This window comes from Microbacterium azadirachtae (assembly GCF_025583665.1).
GTDB lineage: Bacteria > Actinomycetota > Actinomycetes > Actinomycetales > Microbacteriaceae > Microbacterium > Microbacterium azadirachtae.
This window is the reverse complement of record NZ_CP099706.1, coordinates 861043-885952: the sequence shown is the minus strand read 5'-3', so window position 1 is coordinate 885952 and position 24910 is coordinate 861043. Positions and strand designations below refer to the sequence as shown.

The window sequence follows — 24910 nt, the reverse complement described above, 5'->3', positions numbered from 1 at the left end:
CCAGTGTACGGCATCCGCACGGACGGTCCGAACCGAGGGCGCATCCCGGGCGCGGCCGGGCGTGGCGGACGGGGCACCGGCGAGGGTTGTTAGGCTCGGAAGACGGGCCTGCGGCGCCCGCGGCGGACGTGGAGACGAGGGGGGCCGATGGGGACGGAGGACGGCGCTCGGGCGGAGGCGCAGCAGTTCCAGGTGGACCTGCGCGGAGTCGTCGATCTGCTGAGCCGGCACATCTACTCGAGCCCCCGGGTCTACCTGCGCGAGCTGCTGCAGAACGCCCGCGACGCCGTCACGGCGCGGCGCGAAGTCGACGGCGGCGGCGGCACCATCCGCATCCGGCCGCTCCCCGCAGCGGATCCCTCGGACGCGAGCGGAGCGGACGCGGAGTTCGTCCTCAGCGACGACGGCGTCGGACTCACCGCGACCGAGGTCGCGGAGCTGCTGGCCACTGTCGGACGCAGCTCCAAGCGGGACATCTTCGACCTGCCCCGCAGCGACTACCTCGGCCAGTTCGGCATCGGGCTGCTGAGCTGCTTCATGGTGGCCGACACCATCCGCATCCGCTCGCGCAGCGCCCGCGGCGGCGCCCCGGTCGAGTGGATCGGATCCGCCGACGGCACGTTCCGCGTGCGCGAGCTCGACGAGGACCTGCCGGTCGGCACCAGCGTGCACCTGATCCCGCGGTTCGACGCGGGCGACCTGCTCCGGGCCCGCGCTGTCCGCGAGCTCGCGGAGACGTTCGCCGAGTTCCTGCCCGTCTCCGTGCTGCTGGAGACCGGCGGCGGCACCGACTCGATCACGCACGCCGCTCCGTTCCTCGCCCCGCGGGAGGATCCGGCCGCGGTGGTGCAGTACGGCCGCGAGCTCCTCGGCGCGACGCCGCTGGACGTGATCGAGCTGGCCGATGCCGCCACCGGCACGCGCGGCATCGCCTACGTGCTGCCCTTCGCTCCCCCGCCCGGCGCCCGCCAGGCCACCCGCATGTACCTCGGCCGGATGCTGCTCTCCGAGCGCGCCGACGACGTGCTCCCGGACTGGGCGTTCTTCGTCCGCGCGGTGATCGACTCGACCGGCCTGAACCCGACCGCCAGCCGGGAGGCCCTCGTCGAGGACGAGGCGCTCGCCCGGGTCCGCGAGGAGCTGGGTGCCGCGATCCGGCGCTGGGTGCTCGAGCTGGGCCTGCGCGAACCGCACCGGCTCGCGCAGTTCGTGGCGGTGCACGAGGTGGGGCTCAAGTCCCTCATCCGTCACGACGAGGAGCTCGCGCGCTTCATCACGCGCTGGCTCACGGTCGAGACGACGCACGGCACGATGAGCGTGGGGGATCTGGTCGAGCGCTTCGACCGCATCCGCTACGCGGACACCGTGGACGAGTTCCGCCAGGTGGCCGGCATCAGCCGTCCGGAGCACGTGCTGGTCAACGGCGGCTACCTCTACGACGCGGATCTGATCCGCAGCCTGCCGGAGCTGCATCCCGCCGTCGCGGTCGAGCGCGTCGACGTCGTCGGCGAGCTGGACCGGCTGGATCCGCCGCCGCTCGACGACCGCGCCGATGCGGTCGCGCTGGAGGACCGCGCCTCGGCGGTGCTCGCCGAGGTGGGCTGCCGCGTGGTGGTGCGCATGATCGATCAGCCCGAGCTCCCCTCGCTGTACGTCGCGGACCCCGCCGTGCTGCGCCGCCTCGACCGCACCCGCACCAAGGGCGCCAGCGGGGCGCTCTGGGGCGGCGTGCTGGACCGGATCGACGAGGCGGTCTCCCCGGCGGGCGACGACGCGTCGGCCGCCCGCCTCTGCCTCAACGGCGCCAACCGCGCGGTGCGGGCGCTGCGCGACGTCGCCGACGACGCCGTGTTCGCGCGCACCGTGCAGCTGCTCTACATCCAGGCGCTGCTGGCGGGGCACCGCCCGCTGAGCGACGCCGACCGCGCGCTGATGACCGGCGCCCTCGCCGATCTCGTCGCGCTCTCGGCCGGCGTCGTCCCGGGCGCCCCCGATCCGCTCCCGGTCGTCCTCTCCGACGACGATCCGACCGCTCTCGACCCCGAGGATGGATGATGACAGGCCAGAACACGCAGCTGACCCGGCTGTTCGAGGAGATCGACCGCACCCCGTGGGGACCGCACGAGCAGGAGCTCGTCGCACAGGCCGTCGCGCTCGCCCAGGAGCTCGGCGACGAGACGCTCGAGTACCAGGCCCGCATGAGGCAGACCGCGTCCGCGAACATGGGCGGGCTGACCGATCTGATGCTGAGCTCGTTCGCGTGGTGCCTGGCCCGCCATGACGCCGACCCGGCGCGCTTCCCGGCCGACATCGACAACGGCGCCGCCGACCTGATGTGGCAGTTCAAGTGGATGGCGTCGTCGCTGCGCGGGTCGCCCGCCTTCGCCCCCGAGCAGATCGCCGCCGTGCTCGACGACATGGAGTCCCACTACCGCGCCGCGGGCCTCGGACCCAGCGGCGTGCTCATGGCCCGCTTCGAGGATGCGCACGCCGCCGGCCGCCTGGACGAGGCGGAGCAGCTCCGCATCCGGCTCGAGACCACGCCGCGCGACTCCCACAGCCACTGCGACGCGTGCGGGCGCAGCCAGATCGCCGGCTTCTTCGCCGACACGGGCCGCGACGAGGAGGCGATCCGGCTCGTCGAGGAGATGGTCGAGGGCGGCTTCTCCTGCGGCGAGGAGCCCGAGCACGCGCTCTCGCTGGCTCTGCTCCCCTACCTGCGTCTCGATCGCGGCGAGGAGGCGAAGGCCGCGCACCTGCGCAGCTACCGCCTCGCCAAGGACAACCCGGACCTGCTGACCGCGATCGCGAACAGCATCCGCTTCTGCGCCATCACCGGCAACGAGGCGCGCGCGCTCGCGCTCGTCGAGCGGCACCTGCCCTGGCTCGCGCACGACGCCCTCAACGCGCAGGGGCACTTCGGGATGCTCACCGCGGTCGGCACCGCGCTCGACGCCGTCGCCGCCGCCGGACACGGGACCACACCGGTGCGGGGTGCGGACGCGGCCGAGCTGGAGCGGTTCTTCGGACCGCACGAGGGCGTCTGGACCGCGGCCGAGCTGGCCCCGGTCGCCTGGGCCGGAGCGGAGCGCCTCGGCGCGCGCTTCGACGAGCGCGACGGCACCGACAACCATGCCCGTCGCCTGCAGAACGCGCGGCAGAGGGCCGCGGAGCGCTACGAGGTGCCGATCCGCAGCGACGTGTTCACGGCCCCCGCGCCGGAGACGACTCCGGCCGACGCCGACGGCTGGTACCGCCGCGCGCTGGACATCTCCGGCTACGGGGCGGCCGCCGAGACGCTGGACATCCTGCCGCACGTGATCGACGAGGTGGATCCCGAGCGCCGCGCCGTGCTCACCGGACAGCGCCTGGCGGCGCTGGTGAATCTGGAGCGGATCGACGAGGCCCAGGAGCTGCTGCCCGACCGGATCCGCACGCTGCGCGCCGCAGGACGGCACGCCCAGGCAGACCTCGAGGAGCGGTTCGGGCTGGCGCTGTTCGGCACGGCCACCGCGGAGGACACGGCCGCGCTCGCGGAGCTCCTCGCGGAGTCCGCGGATCCGGCCGCCGTCCTGCCGCCGGACACCCGGGGCGACATCGCCCTCACGATCGCCTTCGGCCGGATCGACGACGCCCCCGACGCCGCGCTCGAGCTCGCGGAGCAGGCGGGAGCGCTGTTCGCCCGGGCCGGGGACGCCCGGATGGGATACGGCGCCGAGTTCGCCGCGATCATGGCGCTGCTGCGTGCGGACCGCACCGAAGCGGGGAACGCCCGGATCGAGCGTCTTCTCGCCGACCCCGAACTCCCCCGCGGCGTGCGCGCGCGCACGCTCGAGCTGCGGGCACGGATCCGCGGCGGGCGCGGCGAGTTCACCGAGGGCGCCGCCGACGCCGACGAGGCGAGCCGCCTCCTCGCGGAGCTGGGAGGACGGGTCTCGCTCGCCAACGCGCAGATGCTCGCCGGAGCGCTCTGGGAGGACGCGGAGGCGCCCGAGCAGGCGCTCGCCCGCTATCGCGTCGGCGCCCGCCTCGTGGAGCAGACCGGCGGAGACGTCGCCGGGGCGAAGTACCGCGTGGCGCGCACGATGCTGAGCTCCGGAGCCGCCGACGAGGCGGCGGAGCTGTTCGGCGAGGTGCTGCAGCTCGAGGAGCGCACCGACGTCCCAGCGGGAAGCCGCGCGATGACCGCGCTCATGCTCGCCCGGGCCTTCCGCGCCGCGGGAGAGGGCGGGCAGGCGTACGGCGTGTTCGGCTATGCGGCGGAGCTCTTCGGAGAGGCCGAGAACCCGGCCGACCAGGCGCTCGCGCTGATGAGTCGAGCCCAGATCCTCGCGCAGTACGAGGAGCCGGAGCAGGCGGTGGCGACGCTCGAGGAGGCTGCGCAGATCGTGCGCGCCGCCGAGGACGCCCCAGCCGCCGTCGTCGAGGTGCTCCACAACCTCGGCCAGTCCTACGGGGCGCGGCGCGACGACCGCGCCTTCGCCCTGTTCGACGAGGTCGAGGAGATCGCCCGCGCGAACGACGCCGCCTGGGTGATCGCAGACGTCCGCGACTCCCGGGCGAGGGCCCTGCTCGCCGCCGACCGCATCGACGAGGGCGTCGCCGCCGCGCTCACCGCCTCGGACGCGTTCGCCGAGGTCGGCGACCCGCAGTCCGCCGGCGGGTCGGCCCTGCTCGCGGCGCGGGCGCTGCACGGCGTCGGCCGCGCCGCGGACGCCGTCGCCGCATACCGGGCCGTGCTCGACCAGGCCGAGCAGATCCCGCCGCTGCGCCAGATCGCCGCGCTCGAGCTCGGCGACGTGCTGCAGGGCCTGGGCCGCGAGGCCGAGGCCGCCGAGGTGCGCCGGCTGGCGGAGGACTGAACAGGGTCCGGATCCCCTCCCCGCATATCCCAGAGGACGGCGGCGGACGGGATCCGGATCGGCTCAGAACAGCTGACGCCAGTTGGCCTTGGCGAGATCGAGCAGCTCGTCGCCACGACCCGAGAGCACGGTGCGGATCGCGTACAGCGCGAAGCCCTTCACCTGCTCCGCGATCACCGCGGGCGGCATCGACAGCTCCTGCCGCTCAGTGACCACGTCGAGCAGCGCGGGGCCGTCGTGGGCCAGCACCTCGGCGAGCGCCGCGGGAAGATCCTCGCTGCGCTCCACCCGGCGGGCGAAGATGCCCATGGCTTCTGCGACCGCAGCGAAGTCGGGGTTGCGCAGCTCGGTGCCGTAGTTCACGAAGCCGGCGGCCTTCATCTCGAGCTCGACGAAGTTCAGCGAGGAGTTGTTCACGACGATCGTCTTGACCGGCAGGTCGTTCTGGGTGAGGGAGATCAGCTCGCCCAGCATCATCGTGAGCCCGCCGTCCCCGGCGAGCGCCACGACCTGGCGGCCGGGTTCGGACGCCTGCGCGCCGATGCCGTGCAGCAGGGCATTCGCCATGGACCCGTGGTTGAAGGATCCGATCAGCCGGCGCTTCCCGTTCATGTGCAGGTAGCGGGCCGCCCAGACCGTAGGCGAGCCGACGTCCGCCGTGAACACGGCGTCGTCGGCGGCCGCCTCGTCCAGCAGCCGCGCCAGGTACTGCGGATGGATGGGCGCCTTGCCCCGCGACGGCACCGCCAGCTCGTCGAGCTTCGCGCGCGTCTTGCGGTAGTGCGCCGTGGCGTCGTCGAGGTGGGCCCGTCGACGATCGCCCTTGAGGCGCGGAAGCAGGGCCGCCGCGGTCGCGCCGACGTCGCCGACCAGGCCCAGATCGAGCGGGTGCCGCCGCCCGAGGTTCTCGCCGCGGATGTCGACCTGGATCGTGGTGGCGTCCGCCGGATAGAACTGCGGATAGGGGAAGTCGGATCCGAGGATCAGGAGGGCGTCCGCGCCCTCCATCGCACGGTAGCCCGACGCGAAGCCGAGCAGCCCCGTCATCCCCACGTCGAACGGGTTGTCGTACTCGACGAACTCCTTGCCGCGCAGCGCGTGCACGACCGGTGCGGCGAGACGGTCGGCGAGCGCCACGACCTCGTCGTGCGCGCCCTCCGCGCCCGCGCCGGCGAGGATCGTCACCTTCGACGCCGCGTTCAGCAGGGTGGCCGCCTGCTCCAGCTCGTCCGGGGCGGGCACGACGATCGGGCGGCTGCGCTCGATCACGGCGACGCGGTCGTCCACCGCCTCCGCCAGGGCGATGTCGCCGGGGATCACCAGCACCGCGACGCCGCGCCGGGCGATCGCCTGGCGCATCGCGACCTGCAGCAGCCGCGGCATCTGCACCGGATCCGAGACGTACTCGACGTACACGCTGCACTCGCGGAACAGCTCCTGCGGGTGCGTCTCCTGGAAGTACTGGGTGCCGATCTCGCTGGTCGGGATGTGCGCCGCGATCGCGAGCACCGGCACGCGCGAGCGGTTCGCGTCGTAGAGGCCGTTGATCAGGTGCAGGTTGCCCGGCCCGCAGGATCCGGCGACGACGGCGAGGTCGCCGGTGAGCGCGGCCTCCGCCGCGGCGGCGAAGGCGGCGGTCTCCTCGTGGCGCACGTGCACCCAGCGGATCGTGCCCTCCTTGCGGAGCGCGTCGGTGAAGCCGTTCAGGGAGTCCCCCGGGATCCCGTACACGCGCTTCACCCCGTTCGCGTGGAGGGAGCTGACGATGTTCTCGGCGACGGTGGTCATGGATGCCTCTCGTGAAAGCGAACAGGACATCTCGAGGCTACGCCCGCAGGCGTGGGCGAGGGCCGGAGGGATCCGATCCCCGGTTCTCGAACCGTCTCCTGATGCTTTCTTCGAGGTGTGCGCACACTCCGGGCGGGACACGACGAAGGGCCGGACGACGTCGGTCACGTCGTCCGGCCCTTCCTTCCCGCTGAGTGCGGCGGGACGGGATCCGAGTCGCCGGAATCAGGCCACGCGGATGAGCTTCTTGTTCACGAACTCGTCCGCGGCCAGCAGACCGAGCTCGCGCGAGGTGCCGCTGCGCTTCACGCCGCCGAAGGGCAGCTCCGGGCTGTCGGCGAGCACGACGTTGACGTAGACCATGCCCGCATCGATGCCGTTCGCCACACGCTCGGCCTGCGCCTCGTCCGTGGTGTAGACGTAGGAGCCGAGCCCGAAGGAGGTGTCGTTGGCGAGGGCGACGGCCGCATCCTCGTCCGCCACGCGGTAGACCACCGCAGCCGGGCCGAACAGCTCCTCGCGGTACACGTCCATCTCCGGCGTCACGTCGGCGAGCAGCGTCGGCGCGTAGAACGCCCCCTCGCGCGTGCCTCCGGTCAGCAGCGTCGCCCCCTGAGCGACCGCGGTGTCGACCTGCTTCTGCAGGTTGACCGCGGCGGCCTCGGACACGAGCGGGCCGAGGACGGTGTCCTCCTGGGTCGGGTCGGCCGGCGTGACCGCGGCGAGAGCGGCGACCGCCTTCTCGACGAACGCGTCGTACAGGCCGTCGACCACGATGAACCGCTTGGCGCCGTTGCAGGCCTGGCCGTTGTTGTCCAGGCGCGCCGCGACGGCTGCCTCGACCGTGGCGTCCAGGTCGTCCGTGGAGAGCAGGATGAACGGGTCGGATCCGCCGAGCTCCAGAGCGACCTTCTTCAGGTTGCGGCCGGCGATCTCGGCGACCGCGGCGCCCGCACGCTCGGAGCCCGTGACCGAGACGCCCTGCACGCGCGGGTCCGCGACGATCGCGGCGGACTGCTCGTTGGTGGCGTAGACGTTCACGTAGGCGCCGTCGGGAAGGCCCGCGTCGCGGTAGATCTCCTCGAGGATCGCCGCGGACTCGGGGCACTGCGGCGCGTGCTTGAGGATGATCGTGTTGCCGATCGCCAGGTTCGGGCCTGCGAAGCGCGCGACCTGGTAGGCCGGGAAGTTCCACGGCATGATGCCGAACAGCACGCCCAGCGGGGCCTTGCGGATGACCGCCGAGCCGTCGCCGAGGATGTCCAGCGGCTGGTCGGCGGTGATCTTCTCCGCGTTGTCGGCGTAGAACTCGATGATGTCGGCGGCGAAGTCGACCTCGCCCGCGGCGGCGGCGAGCGGCTTGCCCATCTCCCGGGTGATGATCGCGGCGAACTCGTCGCGGCGGGCGCGGTGGCCCTCGGCGATCCGGCGCACGACCGCGGCGCGCTCGGCGACGGGCGTGCGACCCCAGACCGCGGCGGCCGCGTGGGCGCGCGCGACGGCGTCGTCGATCTGCGCGTCGGTGAAGGTCTCGTAGGTGGCCAGGGTCTCGCCCGTGGCCGGGTTGACGACGGCGTAGTCGGTCATTCCGGTTCCTTTCAGTGGGTTGTGTGGCCCGTCTGTGTGCGTCGAACCGTTGCAGGCGGAGGCCTCGTCCAACAGTTTGACGCAAACAGACGGGAAGGGGCCGGCCCTCGCCGTGGAGCGAGGACCGGCCGGGGAACTCAGTCGACCGGGATCAGCGTGTACTTGGTCGAGAGGTACTCGTGGATGCCCTCGAAGCCGCCCTCGCGGCCGACGCCGGACTGCTTGACGCCGCCGAAGGGGGCCGCCGCGTTGGACACGACGCCCACGTTCAGGCCCATCATGCCCGTCTCGAGCGCGTCGATCATCCGGTGACCCCGGGCCAGATCCTGCGTGAAGACGTAGGAGACCAGGCCGTACTCGGTGTCGTTGGCGAGGCGCACCGCCTCCGCCTCGTCCGCGAAGGTCGCGATCGCCAGCACCGGGCCGAAGATCTCCTCGCGGAGGATCTCGCTGCCGGCCTGCACGTTCGCGAGCACGGTGGGCTCGTAGAAGGATCCGACGCCCTCGACGGCCTTGCCGCCCGAGAGCAGCGTCGCGCCGCGCTCGACCGCGTCGCCCACGAGCTCCGCGGCCTTGGCCACGGCGTCGTCGTCGATCAGCGGGCCGATCGTGACGCCCTCCTCGGTGCCGCGGCCGATCTTCATCGCGTCCACGCGCTCGGTGATGCGGCGCGCGAACTCGTCGGCGACGTCCTTGTGCACGATGAAGCGGTTCGCCGCGGTGCAGGCCTGCCCGATGTTGCGGAACTTGGCAGCCAGCGCGCCCTCGACGGCCTTGTCCAGATCCGCGTCCTCGAAGACGACGAACGGGGCGTTGCCGCCGAGCTCCATCGACACGCGCAGCACGCCCTCCGCCGCCTGGGCGATGAGCTTGCGGCCGACCTCGGTCGAGCCCGTGAAGGACAGCTTGCGCAGACGCGGGTCGGCGATGATCGGCGCCGACAGCGCGGACGAGCGCGAGGTCTGCACGACGTTCACGACGCCGGCGGGGAGACCGGCCTCTTCGAGGAGCTTCACGAAGTAGATCGTGGTGAGCGGCGTCAGTGCCGGGGGCTTGATGACCACGGTGCAGCCGGCCGCGAGCGCGGGCGCGATCTTGCGCGTCGCCATCGCGAACGGGAAGTTCCACGGGGTGACGAAGAACGACGGGCCGACCGGTCGCTGGGACACGACCATGCGCCCGGTTCCCTCGGGGTTCAGGCCGTAGCGGCCGGAGATGCGCACGGCCTCCTCGCTGAACCAGCGCAGGAACTCGCCGCCGTAGCCGACCTCGCCGCGGGCCTCGGCCAGCGGCTTGCCCATCTCGACGGTCATGAGCAGCGCCAGGTCCTCCTTGTGCGCCTGCACGAGGTCGAACGCGCGGCGGAGGATGTCGCTGCGGGTGCGCGGCGGGGTCGCGGCCCACGCGTCCTGAGCGGCGACGGCGGCGTCGAGGGCACGGATGCCGTCGGCCGGCGACGCGTCGGCGATCGTGCGCACCACCTCGTTGGTCGCGGGGTCGCGCACGTCGAAGGTCTTGTCGCCCTCGGCGGCGATCCACTCGCCGGCGATGTAGAGCCCCGTCGGGACGCTCTCCAGCAGGGTCTTCTCCAGATCGGTCATGCGATCCTCCTTGTCAGATGCTTCGATTCTCATGCAATCGGATGGTGCGGGTCCGGTCAGGACCCAGAGTCTGCGCTGTCGTCCAGGCGTGTGCGCGGTACGACGATCATCGGCACAGGGATGACGTCGAGCATCTTCGCCGCGGTCGAGCCGAGGAACAGCCGCCGAGGCTGCGCGAGCCGGCTGGATCCGACCAGGATCAGCTCCCCCGGCAGCCAGGTCAGCCGGGCCACGGCCTCCTCGACCGTGTCCCCCGGGGCCCGCTCGAGCTCGGCGCGCACGCCCTGGGGCAGCTCCGTCTCCGCGCGGGCGAGCACGTCGTCGCCGTGCGCCGCGCTCACCAGCCGGATCGCCTGCGGGTCGAACCCGCGCGGCACGTCGAACGCGACCAGCGAGACGAGCCGCAGCGTCGCCCCGGTCGCCGCCGAGAGCGCGACGGCGGCCTCCAGGAGCGCATCGGCTCCCGGGCGGTTGCCGATCGCGGCCGTGATCCGCGAGATCGGCGCCTGCACGTCGGCACTGTGCGCGAAGCCCGCGGGCGCCAGGGCCACGGGGATCGGCGACGAGTGCAGCAGCGCCTGTGCGACGCTGCCCATCCGGTGCAGCCCGATGGTGGCGCCGTTGGCCGCGCCGACGACGATCAGAGCCGCATCGAGCTGCTCCCCGGCGAGCACGAGCCCTTCGGCGAAGGAGTCGTGCACGCGCACGTGGGCGGTGTGCGCGACGTCGGCGGGGATCATCCCCTCCGCCTCGTCGAGCCACTGCCGCGCCTGCCCCTGGATGGGGCTCTCCCGCACCGGCTCCGCCGCGGACGTGTCGCCGTGGCCGGGCAGGACGATGAGCACGTGCAGGTGCCGCCGCGTGGCGCGAGCGAGTCGCACGCCCAGCGCCAGCGCGTCGGAACCGGTCTCCGTCGCCGTGTAGCCGACGACGATGGAGGTGGTCATCAGACCTCGGCGACGACGAGCTCTGGCGCGTCGTCGGCCGCCGTGTCGTCACCGCGGTCCGCCTCGAGGATCTGCGCGGCGGCGAGGCGACCCATGCGGATCGCGCCGTCGACGTGCTGGTACCCCGCGCCGGCCAGGTCGGAGCACGCGAAGTGGATCGGCCCGACGGGCGTGCGCAGGTCCTTGCCGTAGCGGTGCAGACCGCCCATGTCGAAGCTCGCCGCGTAGGCGCCGCGCGTCCACTCCTCGGTGCCCCAGTCGCTCTCGTAGTAGACGACCGGGTTCTTCGCCTCGGGACCGTAATAGTGCGAGAGCGACTCGAGGATCCGCTCCTTGCGCTCCTCGGCGCTGAGCTCGAACACGTCGTCGGCGTTCTGGTCGCTGACGAAGCCGACCAGGGTGCCGCGCTCGTCGCCGTGGTTGGTGTTGTCGTACGCCTCGTGGGAGAGCTCGTACGGGCTGAACGCGGTGCCGGACAGGCCCTGCTCGCGCCAGAACGGGCGGTCGTAGACGGCGTGCACCTTGATCACGAAGCCCATGGAGAGGTGCTGGTGCATCTGGTGCTGACGGCGCGGCAGCGACGGCACGAACGAGATCCGGTCGTACAGCACGGGGGCGTGCGCGAGGATCGCGTAGCGGGCGCGGACGGTGAGCGAGTCGGTGGTGGCGGTGACGCCGGCCCCAGAGCCTGTCGAAGGGTCGTCCCACTCCAGGGTGCGCACGGGCTGGTTCAGCAGCACGTCGTCGCCGAGGCGCTCGGCGAGCAGCAGCGGAACCTGCTGCAGACCGCCGACCACGCGCTTGTCCAGGATGAAGTCGGCGTCGACGAGGTGCGAGTAGGAGCCGGCGGACGCGGCCATGAGCAGCGACTGCAGCAGGGAGAACGCGTGCGTCGGCTTGGTGAGCATCGCGGATCCGGTCGCGAATGCGAGGTTGCGCACGGCCTCGTCGTCGTCGGTCTGCTGGCGCAGCCACGCGTCCCAGGTGATCGAGTCCCACTCGGCGGCCTTCGGGTGCGCGTACGGACGGTCGGGGTCGATCTCCGCCACCATCGCGTCGAGACGCTCGGTGATCTCGGCGATGACCTTCTCGGTATCGGCCGAGACGGGGAACATCTCGCCCGTGAAGCGGTGCAGCGTGCCGTCGGGGCCGACGTAGACGCTGTCGCCCTCGCGGTAGCGGCTGAAGGTCTCCAGCCCGAGCTCGTCGATCGTCTCGATCAGCGCGTCCTGGTCGGGCGACACCCACTGGCCGCCGATCTCGAGCATCGCGCCGTCGATGACGTCGGTCCAGAGCCGGCCGCCGACCCGGTCACGGGCCTCCAGCACCACGACCGACAGACCCGCCTTGCGCAGTTCGTTCGCGGCGGTGGTGCCTGCGGCGCCCGCTCCCACGATGAGCACGTCACGGGTGATATCGGCCAATTTCGACTCCTTCATCGGTCTCGCACCGGGGCGGTGCGCAGTGCAGGTCTCCCTGCGGTTTTGTTGGAAAGTTGCCGGGCGCGATCCAGCATCCCCCGATCCCGATCGCGCCCGGACGTCTCAGTGGGCCGCGAGCGCGGCGGCGATGACGTCAAGACCCTCGTTCAGGAGGGCGTCGCCGATCGTCAGCGGGGGCAGGAAGCGGATCACGTTGCCGAACGTGCCGCAGGTGAGGACGATGACGCCCTGCGCGATCGCGGCCTTGGCGACCGCGGCGGTGAGCGCCGCGTCCGGGGCGCCGGTGGCCGGGTCGACGAACTCGGCGGCGATCATCGCACCGTGTCCGCGGATGTCGCCGAGGCGCGGGTCGCCGGCCTGGATCGCGGTGAGGCGGTCCTTGAGCAGAGCGCCGATCTCGACCGCGCGCTCCAGCAGACCCTCGGTCTCGTAGGCTTCGATCGCGGCGAGCGCCGCGGCACACGCCACCGGGTTGCCGCCGTAGGTGCCGCCGAGGCCGCCCGAGTGCGAGGCGTCCATGATCTCGGCGCGGCCGGTCACGGCCGCGAGCGGCATGCCGCCGGCGATGCCCTTCGCGGTGGTGATGAGGTCGGGCTCGATGCCGAAGATCTCGCTCGCGAACATCGCACCGGTGCGACCGAAGCCCGTCTGCACCTCGTCGGCGATGAACACGACGCCGTTCGCGCGGCACCACTCCACGATCGCGGGGAGGTATCCGTCGGCCGGGACGATGAAGCCGCCCTCGCCCTGGATCGGCTCGATGATCACGGCGGCCAGGTTGTCGGCACCGATCTGCTTCTCGAGCTGCAGGATCGTGCGGGCCGCCGCCTCAGCGCCGGAGAGCCCGTCGCGGAAGGGGTACGAGGCCTGCGCGCGGTACACCTCGGGGGCGAACGGGCCGAAGCCGCTCTTGTAGGGCATCGCCTTCGCGGTGAGCGCCATGGTGAGGTTGGTGCGGCCGTGGTAGCCGTGGTCGAAGGCCACGACCGCCTGGCGACCGGTGTGCTTGCGGGCGATCTTGATCGCGTTCTCGACGGCCTCGGCGCCGGAGTTGAACAGCGCGCTCTTCTTGGCGAAGTCGCCGGGGGTGAGGCGGTTGAGCGCCTCGGCGACCTCCACGTACGACTCGTACGGGGAGATCATGAAGCAGGTGTGGGTGAACTGCGCGGCCTGCGCGGCGATGGCCGCGGCGACCTTCGGGTGCGCGCTGCCCACGGTGGTCACGGCGATGCCGGACCCGAGGTCGATGAGCGAGTTGCCGTCGGCGTCGACGACCACGCCGCCGCCCGCGGCGACGGCCGCGACCGGCACCGTGTGACCGACTCCGGCGGGGACCGCGGTGGCCTTGCGGGCGAGGATCTCCGCCGAACGGGGGCCGGGGAGCTCGGTGACGAGGCGACGCTCCTGGGGAAGGGAGGGTCCGCCGAGGGGAAGGGTGTCAGCCTGCGCGTCGATGGTGCTCATGGCGTCGAGACTACGGAGGTCGACACCGCGGAGCATTCGCCGGCGCGTACAATCTGGTGGATGATTTCGCCGGCACGGCCACGTCGCTGCCGGCCAGGAAGGAGCACTCCGTGGACCAGGATCCCACCCTCCGCACACTGCTGGGACGGCGCGATCTGCACCTGCGCCTGGTCGGCGACGAGTCGGCGCTGCCCGCGGGATCCCTCGATCACCCGCTGCGTTGGGTGCACAACTCCGACCTCACCGATCCCACCCCGTTCCTCACCGACGATCTGGCGCTGCTGACGACCGGCACGCAGTTCGCCGACGACGACGCGGCGGGCGTCCGCGCCTACGTGCACCGGCTCGTGGACCGCGGGGTGGTCGCGCTCGGCTTCGGTACCGAGGTGCACCGCAGCGGCATCCCCGCCGACCTCGCGCACGCGTGCGCGCAGGCGAGCCTGCCCCTGTTCGAGGTGCCCTACGGGACGCCCTTCCTCGCCGTCGCCCGCGCCCACGCTGAGGCCATCGCCGCACAGGCGTACGCGCGTCGCACCTGGGCGCTGGAGACGCAGCGCGCCCTGTCCGTCGCGGCCCTGCGCCCGCACGGCCTGGAGTCCACGCTCACGGAGCTCTCCCGGCGCCTCGGCTGCTGGGTCGGCATGTACGACGCCGCGGGGCAGCTCGTCCACGAGCATCCGGAGGGCGGATCCTCGCCCGTCGTCGACGAGGCCGCCGCGGATCTGCTCGCGCGCGGCGGATCCGCGAACCGCGTCGTCGACGCCGGCGAGGCCGCGCACACCCTGCTGACCGTGGGGCGCGCCGGGCACCTCCGCGGCATCGTGGCGATCGCGAGCGGCACCCTCGATCCGGAGACCCGCGCCGTGGTGACCTCGGTCATCGCGATGGCCGGGCTGTCGCTCGAGCAGAGCGAGCAGCTCGCGCGCAGCCGTCGGCGCCTGCACCGTCAGCTGCTGGCCTCGCTCCTCACCGATGACCCGACCCTCGCGCGCCGCGTTCTGGGGGCCCTCCCGCCGGCGCCCGTGGTGGTCGCGGTGGCTGCCGGTCAGCGCCAGGGTGCGGTCGTGGAATGGTGGGAGCGGCAGCCGGCCGACGCTCCCGCGGCCTTCCTCGCCGAGTCGGAGGACGGGCTCGTGATGTGCCTCGCCGTCGGCGACGCCGGCGTGCTGGACGAGCTCGCCGCGCGGACGGACGTGCGCATCGGCGTCTCGGCGCCCGAGGAGTACTCCGCGTTCTCGCGTGCCCACGCGCAGGCGCTCACGGCGCTGCGGCGTTCGGGCGACGGGGTCGCGCGCTACGCCGACAGTGCCGAGTCGAGCGTGCTCGCGGCGTTCGCGACTGACGAGGCACGGCTGATCGCGGAGTCGCGCCTGGCCCCGCTGCGTCAGCACGACGCGCACGAGGGCTCCGAGCTCGAACGGTCGCTGCGGGTGTGGCTCGAGCACGACACGCGATTGGAGCCGGCCGCGGCCGCCCTGGGCGTACACCGTCACACGCTGCGCACGCGGATCGCTCAGGCGGCGATGATCCTGGATGCGGATCTCACGTCGTTCCCCGCGCGCGCCGAGCTGTGGGCGACACTCCGCACGGCCGGCGACTGAACCGCGCCTCCGCATCCGTCTATTTCTGCCAATCCGTCGGTTTGGAGCCCGAGGAACCACGGTTCGACAGAAATAGACGGCGCCCGGGGCCAGGGCCGGAGCCCCGTGTCAGCGCTTGAGCACCGCGAGCATCTCGGCGGCGGTGCCGTGGAAGATCGGACCGTGACCGACGACGATCTCGCGCTCGGGCAGCGCGCGCAGGCGCTCGAGGCTGCCGGGCGTGGCATCGGGGTCGTCGCTGAACGGACCGACCTGCACGTCGGACGAGCCGTTGAGCACGTGCCGGGTGGTGATCGCGTCGCCGACGAAGATCGCGTCGACGGCGGGGACGCGGATCGCGATGGATCCGGCAGAATGCCCCGGCATGCCGATGATCTGCGGGGATCCGGGCAGGTCGAGCACGTCGCCGTCGCGCACCGTGCGCACCTCGCCGAGGTGCTTCGGACGCAGGCCGCCACGGCGCAGAGCGGCGGCGAAGAACTGCAGCGTGGGACCGAGGCGCATGGCGCCGCCTGACGCGGAGGGCGTCTTCTCCCCCTGGGCGCGGCCCGCGTCGGCCTCGTGCACGTACGTCGGCACGCCGTGCTCGGAGCGCAGCCACTCGGCGACGCCGATGTGATCGCTGTCGCCGTGGGTCAGCACCACGCCGCGGATGTCGGAGACGCTGCGACCCGCGGCGGCGAGAGCCTGCTGCAGGATCCGGCGGTCGCCCGGAAGCCCTGCGTCGATGAGCGTGACGCCCTCGTCGGTGACGACGGCGTGCATGGCGACGATGTCGTCGCCGATCCGGAGGAGTTCTGCGTTCATGATGGCTACGCTACATAGCTATCATGGCTACTGTCAATAGCCTTATGATGAGGTTCCGGGATCCCCGCAGGACGTCGCCGCAGAGGAGGACACGATGCCCGCACCGCAGCGCGTCACCCGCGCCGCCCTCACCGACGCCGCCCGCGCGATCGCCGAGCGCGACGGGATCGACGCCGTCACGATCAGCGCCGTGGCCGCCGCCGTGGGCGTGCGCGCCCCCAGCCTGTACAAGCACGTCGCGCACCGGCACGACCTGTTGCGCCTGATCGCCGACGACGCGGCACGGGAGCTGGGCGAGGACATCGCCGCGCTCTCCGGATCCGACGAAGATCCGGCGACCGGACTCCGCGCGATCGCCCGCGCCTTCCGCGCGTTCAGCGCACGCTCCCCGCGCGCCGCGTCGCTGCTGTTCGCCGGGGCCGACCTGAGCGCCCAGCCCCCGTCCGAGGGCATGGCGGCGCTGACCGCGACGCTCCTGGGCGCGGTGCGGAAGGCGGCGCCGGGGGATCCGCTCCCGGCCGCGCGGACCCTGACCGCCTGGGCGCACGGCTTCTGCACCATGGAGCAGGCCGGGGCCTTCCAGCTCGGCGGCGACGTGGACGAGGCCTTCGAGTTCGGTCTCGCGACACTCGTGGACGCGCTGGTCGTCCGGCGGGACACCGCCCGCTGATCGAGGCGCCGCGCCGCCTGCCCGCATCGCACCTGCCCGCATCGCACCGCCTGACGTAGGGTGGCGACATGGGCTGGAGCGAGGATCTGGAGCGCGTCGTGACCGCGGCCGAGGCTCCGGGTGCGGCCGAGCGGGCGCTCGCGTCGTCCGTGCTCCTGGCCTCCGCGATCGACGCGGACCGCGACGCCGGGCTCTTCGCGCGGTGGGGACGCGCCGCGGCCCCCTCCGACGATGCGGGCGAGCCGCTCCTGCGCCGAGCCGTCTTCGAGGCGCTGCACTCCCGCGCCGGACTGGAGGCGGCGTGGCCCGTGGGCAACGCCGGACTCCTCCGCACGTACGGCGATCCGCTCGCCGCCGCGGCCCACGGCACGACCGCGGAGCCAGGGCACTCCCCCGCACTGGCGCGGGCGCTGGGCCTCGACGATGCCCGTTTCGCGCCCGACGGCGACTCCGGCACGCTGCTCGCCCGCGCCACGGACGCAGCGTCGGTGCTGCTCGCGTCCGGCGGCGAGTTCTCCTGGTACGCCCTCGTGGACGGCCGTGCCACGCGCACCGTGCTCGGGCCCGCGCGCGGCGGCGCGCGGGCGCTCGCCTACGCGGTCGCCCCGACTCCGGGCTACGCGCCGCTTCTGGTCGCTCTGTTCCTGATCACGGATGCGGAACCGGTGCGCCGCGAGCTCGACGAGGCCTCGGCGCGCCTGCGCTGGGGCGCCGTCTGAGCACCCCGCCGCAACGGCGGATCAGTCCGGCGCGTGCGCCTCGAGGAACTCGTACACGTCGGTCGTGTCGACGCCGGGGAACGCCCCCGTCGGCAGCGTGGCGAGCAGGGTGCGCGGGGTGCGCACGTTCGGCCACGACTGCTCGCGCCACCGCGCCTCGAGATCCGCCGGCGCCCGCCGGCAGCACACCTCGACGGAGTGCTTCGAGACGCCGCGGTTGGGGGTGTCCCGCCCGATGAACCACTTGGTGTCGTCGAAGCGCACGCCCACGCTCACCGAGTGCAGCCCCTCGCTCGACGGCTCCACGCGCGCCGTGCACCAATACGTGCCGTTGCCGGTGTCCGTGTACTGGTAGTACGGGTTGAACCGGTCCTCCTCGTCGAACACGACGCGGCTGGTCCACTTGCGGCAGCACATCTGCCCCTCGATGGACCCGAGCCGATCGGTCGGGAAGTTCACGTCGTCGTTCTCGTACGCCTTCGTGATCGTGCCCGACTCATGCACCTTCAGGAAGTGCACCGGGATGTCCAGGTGCCGGGTGGCGAGGTTCGTGAAGCGGTGCGCCGCGGTCTCGTAGGACACCGAGTACGCGTCGCGCAGATCCTCGATGGAGATGGCCCGGCGCTGCTTGGCGTCCTTCAGCACCGGCACGAGGTGCTCCTCCGGCATGAGCAGTGCACCCGTGAGGTAGTTGGTCTCGACTCGCTGGCGCAGGAACTCGGCGTAGCTGCGCGGCTCGGAATGGCCCAGGATCCGGCTCGACAGCGCCTGCAGCACCGCCGTGCGGGCATCGCCCTTGCCCGGCACGCGGCTGGAGAGGTACAGCCGGCCGTGCGCGAGGTCGGCGACGCTGCGCGTGGACTGCGGCAGGTCGGGCGCATAGTGCAGCGTGAACCCGAGGTGCGCGGCGATGTCGCTCGCGGTGCGCTGCGTCAGCGGGCCTCCGGGGTGGCGCACGGCGGCGAGGATCTCGGCGGCCTTGCGCTCCAGATCCGCGAAGTGGTTGTCCTGGCTGCGCATGAGATGACGCAGCTCGAGGTTCGCGCGCCGGGCCTCCTCCGGGGTGGCGGCGCGCTCGTCGCGCAGCCGCTCGATCTCGCCGTGCAGGGCGAGCAGGGCCTTGAGCGCCTCGTCGGGCACCGTCTTCGCGATCCGGAACGGCGCGATGCCGAGCGCCTGGAACGTCTGCCCCTTCATCGCCCGCTCCACGGCGATCTCCATGCCGCTTCTCTCGTCGAGCGGGGCCTCGGCCAGGATCTGGTCGATCGTCGTGTCCAGCGCCCGGGCGATCGCCTGCAACTGGGTGAGCTTGGGCTCGCGCTTGCCCGTCTCGATCATCGACACCTGGCTGGGCGCACGGTCGATCTCGGTCGCGAGCTGCTCGAGGGTCATCCCCCGGGCGGTGCGGAGCTGCCTGATGCGCCGCCCGATCGTGAGCGCGTCGACCTCTTCTGCCGTGTCTGCGGTGACCATGCGGCCGATTCTGTCATGAAAACAGAAATCTCTTCAAACTTCTCAGCAAGATCCGACAGTCGGCCGCGCGAACTTCACGCAGAGTGGTCTCCAAGCCGCCCGGCACAGCCCCTCGGCCCCTGAGGCTCTCGAAGGCCCCTGAGGCTCTCGAAGGTCCCTGAGGCTCTCGAAGGGCCGACCGACATCTCACGGAGGAGACAGATCATGACCATTCCCACGGCGTCGCCGACCGCCCCGATCCGGATCGTCGGCACCGTCGCGTCCGCCGAGGGGCCCTCGATGCGCATCACCGGACCGATGCACGAGCGCTTCTCGGAGATCCTCACGCCCGCTGCGGTCGCGTTCCTCACGGAGCTCCACCACCGCTTCGGCGGACGTCGCCACGACCGTCTCGCCGACCGCATGCGCCGCCGCTTCGAGATCGGCAACGGCCACGACCCGCGCTTCCGCGACGACACCCGGCACATCCGCGAAGACGCCGACTGGCGCGTCGCAGGCGCCGGGCCCGGCCTGGAGGACCGCCGCGTCGAGATCACCGGCCCCACCGATCCGAAGATGACGATCAACGCCCTGAACTCCGGCGCGAAGGTGTGGCTGGCCGACCAGGAGGATGCGACGAGCCCCACCTGGCGCAACGTGATCGGCGGGCAGCTGTCGCTGCGCGACGCGATCCGCGGCCGCCTGACCCACACGAGCGAGGACGGCAGGGAGTACCGCGTCACCGCCGAGCAGACGCCCACGATCGTGATGCGCCCGCGCGGCTGGCATCTCGTCGAGAAGCACCTCGAGTTCACCGACCGCACCGGCCGCCGGATGGACGCGTCGGGCTCGCTGGTGGACTTCGGCCTCTACTTCTTCCACAACGCGCAAGCGCTCATCGAGGCGGGCCGCGGCCCGTACTTCTACCTCGCCAAGATCGAGTCGAGCGAGGAGGCCAAGCTCTGGAACGACGTGTTCACGTTCAGCGAGGAGTACTTCGGGATCCCCCGCGGCACGATCCGCGCGACCGTGCTCATCGAGACGCTTCCGGCCGCCTTCGAGATGGAGGAGATCCTGTTCGAGCTGCGCGAGCACTGCGCGGGCCTGAACGCGGGCCGGTGGGACTACATCTTCTCGATCATCAAGAACTACCGCGGACGCGGCGCCCGGTTCGTCCTGCCGGACCGCAGCGAGGTCACCATGACGGTGCCGTTCATGCGGGCCTACACCGAGCTGCTCGTGAAGACCTGCCACAAGCGCGGCGCCTTCGCGATCGGCGGCATGAGCGCCTTCATCCCCAACCGGCGCGACCCCGAGGTGACCGCGCGCGCGATCGAGAAGGTCGCCGCCGACAAGAAGCGCGAGGCCGGCGACGGCTTCGACGGGACCTGGGTGGCGCATCCCGACCTGATCCCCACGGCGCAGGCAGAGTTCGACGCCGTGCTCGGCGATCGCCCGAACCAGCTCGACCGGCAGCGCGACGACGTGCAGGTGCGCGCCGAGGACCTGCTCGACGTGCACATCGGCCGGCCGATCACGGCCGACGGCGTGCGCGACAACGTCTCCGTGGCGATCCGCTACATCGAGGCGTGGCTGCGCGGCATCGGCGCCGTCGCGATCGACAACCTCATGGAGGATGCGGCGACCGCCGAGATCAGCCGGTCCCAGGTCTGGCAGTGGATCCACCAGGGTCAGTCCACCCAGGACGGCACGCTCATCACCGCGGAGTACGTCGAGGGCCTGATCGACGCGCTGCTCGCGGAGACCCCGCGCTCCGAGGCCGACCGCTTCGACGACGCTGCCGAGGTGTTCCGCGAGGTCGCGCTGCGGCCCGAGTTCCCCGCGTTCCTCACTCTCAGCGCCTACGCGAAGCACCTCGTCGAGGACTGAGCGCTCCCCTAGGTCGGTCGTTGAGCGAGGACGCCGAAGGCGACGTCCTCGCTCGACGATCGCGAGGGCCGTGAAAGGATCCCCACCATGACCTCCACCGCAGATCTCTACGACGAGCAGGGCGACGCCCTGCAGTCCCTCGCCCTGCCGCTACGGGACTTCGGCGGACGGCTCGCGTTCGACGGGCCGATCCGCACAGTGCGGTGCTTCGAGGACAACCAGCTCGTGAAGGAGCTGCTGGCGACCGACGGCGACGGCGCCGTCCTCGTGATCGACGGGTCCGGCTCCCTCGGCACGGCGCTCATGGGCGACATGATCGCCGAGAGCGCCGTCGAGCACGGCTGGGCGGGTGTGGTCATCCACGGGGCGATCCGCGACAGCGCCGCGATCGGCCGGCTCCGCCTGGGCGTCAAGGCCCTGGGCACCAACCCCCGCAAGAGCGCGAAGACGGGATCCGGCGAGATCGACGCGGTGCTGCGCTTCGGCGACGTCGAGTTCCGGCCGGGCGCCCGGCTGTACGCCGATGAGGACGGCGTGCTCGTCGAGCGCTGAGCGCCCGCCGGCCGGATCCGGCCCGCGACCGCTCGTACGCGCCTACCCTGGACCCATGACCGATCCCTCCGCGCGGCGCACCCTGTTCGACGGCATCGCGGACGAGTTCCTCCGCGACTACCCCCGGGGCGCCCGCCTCGTGGCGGTGGCGAGCCCCGACGGGGCGCGCTCCGCGGCGGCGGCCGCGAGCCTGCGCGAGGCGCTCGCCGGTCGCGGCGTCGACGCGCGGGTCACCACCGCGCCGGGCGAGGGCGCGGAGCAGCTGCGCACCGAGGTGGTGGCGCCGTTCCGCGCCGCCGGCGCCGACGCGGTGCTGATCGTCCCCGGCTCGGCGAACCTCCTCGCCGGGCGGGCACGCGGCCTCTGGCACTACTCCGTGTGGGTGATCGAGGGCGACGAGGTGCCCCACACGGCCGCGACGGCGCTCGTCGACGTGACGGATCCGAATGCCCCCGCGCGACGCTTGGCCGACTACTGCGCGGTCCCGCCGTCGTTCCTGACCTGAGCGCCGCGCGGCTCTGACCCGGGCGCCGTGCAGCCCGCTCGACGGCGGAGCGGCGCCGTTCGCCTTGTCGGACAAAGAGCGCCCTTTCTTGTACGTCATGGCCATTTCACGCGAGTGCCTCCCGAGTACGCTGGGAGCGTGACCGAACGCGCGCCTCTCTCCCGCAAACTCTCCGCCATCGCCGAGTCCGCCACGCTGAAGGTGGATGCCAAGGCCAAGGCCCTCAAGGCTGAGGGCAAGCCCGTCGTCTCGTACGCCGCCGGCGAGCCCGACTTCGCCACGCCGCAGTTCATCGTGGACGCGGCGGCCGAGGCCCTGGCGAACCCGGCGAACTACCGCTACACGCCGGCCGCCGGGCTTCCGGAGCTGCGCGAGGCGATCGCCGCGAAGACGCTGCGCGACTCCGGCCTCGAGGTGTCCCCGTCGCAGGTGATCGTCACCAACGGCGGCAAGCAGTCGGTCTACCAGGCCTTCCAGGCCGTCGTGAACCCGGGCGACGAGGTGCTGCTGCCCGCCCCGTACTGGACCACCTATCCCGAGGCCATCCGCCTCGCCGACGGCGTCCCGGTCGAGGTCTTCGCCGGCGCCGACCAGGACTACAAGGTCACGGTCGACCAGCTCGAGGCGGCCCGCACCGAGCGCACCACCGTGCTGGTGTTCGTGTCTCCGTCCAACCCGACCGGATCCGTGTACTCCGCGGAGGAGACGAAGGCCATCGCGGCCTGGGCCCTCGAGCACGGGATCTGGATCGTCTCGGACGAGATCTACCAGAACCTCACCTACGAGGGTGTGAAGGCGACCTCCGTCGTCGAGGCGCTGCCCGAGGTCGCCGGCCAGACCATCCTGGTCAACGGCGTCGCGAAGACCTACGCGATGACCGGCTGGCGGGTGGGCTGGATGGTCGGCCCGGCGGATGCGATCAAGATCGCGGGCAACCTGCAGTCGCACCTCACGAGCAACGTGAACAACGTCGCGCAGCGCGCCGCGATCGCCGCCCTGAACGGCCCGCAGGCCGAGGCCGAGCAGATGCGCGAGGCGTTCGACCGCCGCCGTCGGCTCATCGTCTCGGAGCTGTCGAAGATCGAAGGCCTCGTGGTGCCGAACCCGACCGGCGCCTTCTACGTCTACCCCGACGTGCAGGGCCTGCTCGGGCGCACCTGGGGCGGTGTGACGCCGACGACCTCCCTCGAGCTCGCCGACCTCATCCTCGACCAGGCCGAGGTAGCCGTGGTGCCGGGCGAGGCCTTCGGCCCGTCGGGCTACATCCGCATGTCGTACGCGCTCGGCGACGACCAGCTCCTCGAGGGCGTGCAGCGCCTGCAGCGCCTCTTCGCCTCCTAACCCTCGCCTGCTTCCGTCTATTTCTGCCGAACCGTGGCTTTCAGGGCCTGAATCCCACGGTTCGGCAGAAATAGACGGAGAGACGGGGAGCGCTCAGCCCTCGTAGCCGATGAGCCAGCGCACACCGAAGCGGTCCACGAGCGTGCCGTCGTGGGCACCCCAAGGGCGCTCCTGCAGCGGGTCGATCACGCGGCCGCCGTCGCCGAGCTGCGCGAACCAGCGCGTGAGCGTCTCCGGATCCGCGGTGCCCAGCAGCGAGAAGAACATCCCGTTCATGTGCACCGCATCCTCGTCCGGCGCCGCATCGGCGGCGGCCAGCGCGACCGGCCCGCCGGTGAGCATGCCGTGCGCGATGGCGTCGCCGGGTCCGTCGGCGCGCCCGAACTCGGCGTAGGTGTGCAGCACCGCCTCGCCGCCGAAGATCGTCTGGTAGAACGGCAGCGCATCGGCCGCGGTTCCGGGGAACAGGAGGTAGGGCACGAGTCCGGTCATCCTGCGAGCGTACGCCGCGGATCCGACCTCAGCCGAGCATCCCCGGCTCCGCTTACAGCTCGACGTCGACGAGGACGGGCTCGGGCTGCAGCAGCAGGCCGAACTCGGAATGCACCCGGCTCTGGATGAAGCGGGCGAGCTCGGCGATCTCTCCCGCCGTCGCCCCTCCGCGGTTCGTGAGGGCGAGGGCGTGCTTGGTGGACACGCCGGCGCGTGAGCGCGGCAGCCTGAAGCCCTTGCGGATCCCGGCGTGCTCGATGAGCCATGCTGCGCTCACCTTCACGTCGCTCGGCGGTGCCTCGGGCTTGGGCACGAGGCCGTAGTACGCGTCGAGCGGGATCACGGTGATCGTGTCGAGATCGGGCGTGACGGGCCAGCGCGGGCACTCGGGCGGCAGAGTCCGCGCCACGGACTCCGGCACGATCGCGTTCTGGAAGAAGGATCCGGCCCCGTGCGTGTCCGGATCCGCGGGGTCGAAGAGCATCCCCTTCGCGGCCCGGGTGGAGAGGATGCGCTCGCGCACCCAGGCGAGCGGCACGGGGTCGTCGTTCGTGAGTCCGAGCGCCCGGCGCAGCTGCTCGCCGCGCACAACCCGTCCGGCGTCACCCGTGACCGCGAGGTCGAGGGTGACGGAGAGGATCACGGCCCGGCGCTCGGCGACGGATCCGTAGTGGTGCTTCAGCACGGAGGTGCGGAAGCCGAGCCCGAGGTCTGCCGCAGGCGTCGTGACGACCTCGCCGGAGTGCTCGTCGAGGAGTTCCACCTCGACGAGGGTCTCCTGGATCTCCTGCCCGTAGGCGCCCACGTTCTGCACCGGAGCGGCGCCGACCGTGCCAGGGATGCCCGACATCGCCTCGATGCCGGCGTACCCGCGCTCGACGGCGTACGCGACGAGCGCATCCCAGTCATGACCGGCCTGCGCGCGCAGACGGATCCGTCCCGGATGCGGCGACGGCAGCTCCTCGATCCCGTTCGTGCGGATGCGCACGACGGTGCCGTCGAAGGGCGCGTCGCCCGCGAACAGGTTGGATCCGCCGCCGAGCACGAACCACTCGTCCCCGCTCGCCCACACCTCGCGCAGGGCGGCGACGAGGTCGTCCGCGGTCGCGGCCTCGACCATCCGCGCAGGGGCCGCGCCGGTCTGCAGCGTGGTCAGCTCGGCGAGGCGGATCGGCTCGATCTGCGTCATG

19 protein-coding genes are annotated in these 24910 nt (G+C 72.2%); 9 read left to right on the top strand and 10 right to left on the bottom strand.

Translation table 11 applies throughout. The features are described from left to right. The first annotated feature begins 147 nt into the window (after nt 1-147). Nucleotides 148-2055, top strand: a complete 1908-nt coding sequence (locus NFX31_RS04150) for an HSP90 family protein (RefSeq protein ID WP_262956860.1) — start codon at nt 148-150, stop codon at nt 2053-2055. Next, a complete protein-coding gene (locus tag NFX31_RS04145) occupies nt 2055-4862 on the top strand; it encodes a hypothetical protein (RefSeq protein WP_262956859.1) in 2808 nt (935 codons plus the stop codon). The genes NFX31_RS04150 and NFX31_RS04145 overlap by 1 nt, the downstream gene beginning before the upstream one ends. A gap of 63 nt (nt 4863-4925) precedes the next feature. Here NFX31_RS04145 and poxB read toward each other — a convergent pair whose 3' ends face one another. The 6 genes from poxB to gabT form a co-directional block, all read right to left on the bottom strand. Continuing rightward, complete coding sequence (poxB, locus tag NFX31_RS04140) at nt 4926-6650, bottom strand: ubiquinone-dependent pyruvate dehydrogenase (RefSeq protein ID WP_262956858.1); 1725 nt, start codon at nt 6648-6650, stop codon at nt 4926-4928. 225 nt (nt 6651-6875) lie between these two features. Continuing rightward, the gene (locus tag NFX31_RS04135) at nt 6876-8237 is read right to left on the bottom strand and encodes an NAD-dependent succinate-semialdehyde dehydrogenase (RefSeq protein WP_045250751.1); all 1362 of its coding nucleotides are present in this window, start codon (nt 8235-8237) and stop codon (nt 6876-6878) included. 137 nt (nt 8238-8374) lie between these two features. Then, nucleotides 8375-9838: an NAD-dependent succinate-semialdehyde dehydrogenase gene (locus NFX31_RS04130; protein ID WP_262956857.1), complete on the bottom strand. Its 1464-nt coding sequence runs from the start codon at nt 9836-9838 to the stop codon at nt 8375-8377. A 56-nt stretch (nt 9839-9894) separates the two neighbouring features. Then, a complete protein-coding gene (locus tag NFX31_RS04125) occupies nt 9895-10785 on the bottom strand; it encodes a universal stress protein (RefSeq protein ID WP_262956856.1) in 891 nt (296 codons plus the stop codon). Beyond that, nucleotides 10785-12209, bottom strand: a complete 1425-nt coding sequence (locus tag NFX31_RS04120) for a flavin monoamine oxidase family protein (protein ID WP_262956855.1) — start codon at nt 12207-12209, stop codon at nt 10785-10787. The genes NFX31_RS04125 and NFX31_RS04120 overlap by 1 nt, the downstream gene beginning before the upstream one ends. A 120-nt stretch (nt 12210-12329) precedes the next feature. After that, nucleotides 12330-13691 carry a 4-aminobutyrate--2-oxoglutarate transaminase gene (gene gabT, locus NFX31_RS04115; protein WP_262956854.1) on the bottom strand — a complete coding sequence of 454 codons (1362 nt, stop codon included), beginning with the start codon at nt 13689-13691 and terminating at the stop codon, nt 12330-12332. Between the two features lie 56 nt (nt 13692-13747). On the opposite strand from gabT, the gene NFX31_RS04110 reads away from it, so the two are divergent. Further along, on the top strand, nt 13748-15292 hold the full coding sequence (locus NFX31_RS04110) for a PucR family transcriptional regulator (protein ID WP_262956853.1): 1545 nt from the start codon (nt 13748-13750) through the stop codon (nt 15290-15292). 108 nt (nt 15293-15400) lie between these two features. Here NFX31_RS04110 and NFX31_RS04105 read toward each other — a convergent pair whose 3' ends face one another. Continuing rightward, entirely contained in the window at nt 15401-16099 is a 699-nt protein-coding gene (locus tag NFX31_RS04105) for an MBL fold metallo-hydrolase (protein ID WP_045250747.1), read from the bottom strand. 94 nt (nt 16100-16193) lie between these two features. Between NFX31_RS04105 and NFX31_RS04100 the strand changes: the two genes are divergently transcribed. Together NFX31_RS04100 and NFX31_RS04095 are read left to right on the top strand one after the other, a co-directional pair. Continuing rightward, nucleotides 16194-16769, top strand: a complete 576-nt coding sequence (locus NFX31_RS04100; RefSeq protein WP_262956852.1) for a TetR/AcrR family transcriptional regulator — start codon at nt 16194-16196, stop codon at nt 16767-16769. A gap of 68 nt (nt 16770-16837) precedes the next feature. Then, nucleotides 16838-17488: an amino acid deaminase gene (locus NFX31_RS04095; RefSeq protein WP_262956851.1), complete on the top strand. Its 651-nt coding sequence runs from the start codon at nt 16838-16840 to the stop codon at nt 17486-17488. 21 nt (nt 17489-17509) lie between these two features. Here NFX31_RS04095 and NFX31_RS04090 read toward each other — a convergent pair whose 3' ends face one another. Then, complete coding sequence (locus tag NFX31_RS04090) at nt 17510-18961, bottom strand: helix-turn-helix transcriptional regulator (protein ID WP_045250745.1); 1452 nt, start codon at nt 18959-18961, stop codon at nt 17510-17512. 204 nt (nt 18962-19165) lie between these two features. Here NFX31_RS04090 and aceB point away from each other — a divergent pair, with 204 nt between their 5' ends. From aceB to NFX31_RS04070, 4 genes are all read left to right on the top strand, one after another. Then, a complete protein-coding gene (gene aceB, locus NFX31_RS04085) occupies nt 19166-20830 on the top strand; it encodes a malate synthase A (protein WP_262956850.1) in 1665 nt (554 codons plus the stop codon). A gap of 87 nt (nt 20831-20917) precedes the next feature. Then, nucleotides 20918-21382 carry a ribonuclease E activity regulator RraA gene (gene rraA, locus NFX31_RS04080; protein ID WP_262956849.1) on the top strand — a complete coding sequence of 155 codons (465 nt, stop codon included), beginning with the start codon at nt 20918-20920 and terminating at the stop codon, nt 21380-21382. Nucleotides 21383-21437: 55 nt separating this feature from the next. Then, on the top strand, nt 21438-21887 hold the full coding sequence (locus NFX31_RS04075) for a hypothetical protein (protein WP_262956848.1): 450 nt from the start codon (nt 21438-21440) through the stop codon (nt 21885-21887). A gap of 138 nt (nt 21888-22025) precedes the next feature. Beyond that, entirely contained in the window at nt 22026-23228 is a 1203-nt protein-coding gene (locus tag NFX31_RS04070; RefSeq protein ID WP_262956847.1) for a pyridoxal phosphate-dependent aminotransferase, read from the top strand. 93 nt (nt 23229-23321) lie between these two features. On the opposite strand, the gene NFX31_RS04065 is transcribed toward NFX31_RS04070, so the two are convergent. Then, nucleotides 23322-23720: a VOC family protein gene (locus NFX31_RS04065; RefSeq protein ID WP_045250740.1), complete on the bottom strand. Its 399-nt coding sequence runs from the start codon at nt 23718-23720 to the stop codon at nt 23322-23324. A 52-nt stretch (nt 23721-23772) separates the two neighbouring features. Further along, nucleotides 23773-24909, bottom strand: a complete 1137-nt coding sequence (locus NFX31_RS04060) for a UDP-N-acetylmuramate dehydrogenase (RefSeq protein ID WP_262956846.1) — start codon at nt 24907-24909, stop codon at nt 23773-23775. Between the last annotated feature and the right edge of the window lies 1 nt (nt 24910).

What these genes read in the sequence shown, in the direction of transcription:
- NFX31_RS04150 (WP_262956860.1), top strand. Translation starts at nt 148, where the DNA reads ATGGGGACGGAGGACGGCGCTCGGGCGGAGGCGCAGCAGTTCCAGGTG.
- NFX31_RS04145 (WP_262956859.1), top strand. Translation starts at nt 2,055, where the DNA reads ATGACAGGCCAGAACACGCAGCTGACCCGGCTGTTCGAGGAGATCGAC.
- poxB (WP_262956858.1), bottom strand. Translation starts at nt 6,650, where the DNA reads ATGACCACCGTCGCCGAGAACATCGTCAGCTCCCTCCACGCGAACGGG.
- NFX31_RS04135 (WP_045250751.1), bottom strand. Translation starts at nt 8,237, where the DNA reads ATGACCGACTACGCCGTCGTCAACCCGGCCACGGGCGAGACCCTGGCC.
- NFX31_RS04130 (WP_262956857.1), bottom strand. Translation starts at nt 9,838, where the DNA reads ATGACCGATCTGGAGAAGACCCTGCTGGAGAGCGTCCCGACGGGGCTC.
- NFX31_RS04125 (WP_262956856.1), bottom strand. Translation starts at nt 10,785, where the DNA reads ATGACCACCTCCATCGTCGTCGGCTACACGGCGACGGAGACCGGTTCC.
- gabT (WP_262956854.1), bottom strand. Translation starts at nt 13,691, where the DNA reads ATGAGCACCATCGACGCGCAGGCTGACACCCTTCCCCTCGGCGGACCC.
- NFX31_RS04105 (WP_045250747.1), bottom strand. Translation starts at nt 16,099, where the DNA reads ATGAACGCAGAACTCCTCCGGATCGGCGACGACATCGTCGCCATGCAC.
- NFX31_RS04100 (WP_262956852.1), top strand. Translation starts at nt 16,194, where the DNA reads ATGCCCGCACCGCAGCGCGTCACCCGCGCCGCCCTCACCGACGCCGCC.
- NFX31_RS04095 (WP_262956851.1), top strand. Translation starts at nt 16,838, where the DNA reads ATGGGCTGGAGCGAGGATCTGGAGCGCGTCGTGACCGCGGCCGAGGCT.
- NFX31_RS04090 (WP_045250745.1), bottom strand. Translation starts at nt 18,961, where the DNA reads ATGGTCACCGCAGACACGGCAGAAGAGGTCGACGCGCTCACGATCGGG.
- aceB (WP_262956850.1), top strand. Translation starts at nt 19,166, where the DNA reads ATGACCATTCCCACGGCGTCGCCGACCGCCCCGATCCGGATCGTCGGC.
- rraA (WP_262956849.1), top strand. Translation starts at nt 20,918, where the DNA reads ATGACCTCCACCGCAGATCTCTACGACGAGCAGGGCGACGCCCTGCAG.
- NFX31_RS04075 (WP_262956848.1), top strand. Translation starts at nt 21,438, where the DNA reads ATGACCGATCCCTCCGCGCGGCGCACCCTGTTCGACGGCATCGCGGAC.
- NFX31_RS04065 (WP_045250740.1), bottom strand. Translation starts at nt 23,720, where the DNA reads ATGACCGGACTCGTGCCCTACCTCCTGTTCCCCGGAACCGCGGCCGAT.
- NFX31_RS04060 (WP_262956846.1), bottom strand. Translation starts at nt 24,909, where the DNA reads ATGACGCAGATCGAGCCGATCCGCCTCGCCGAGCTGACCACGCTGCAG.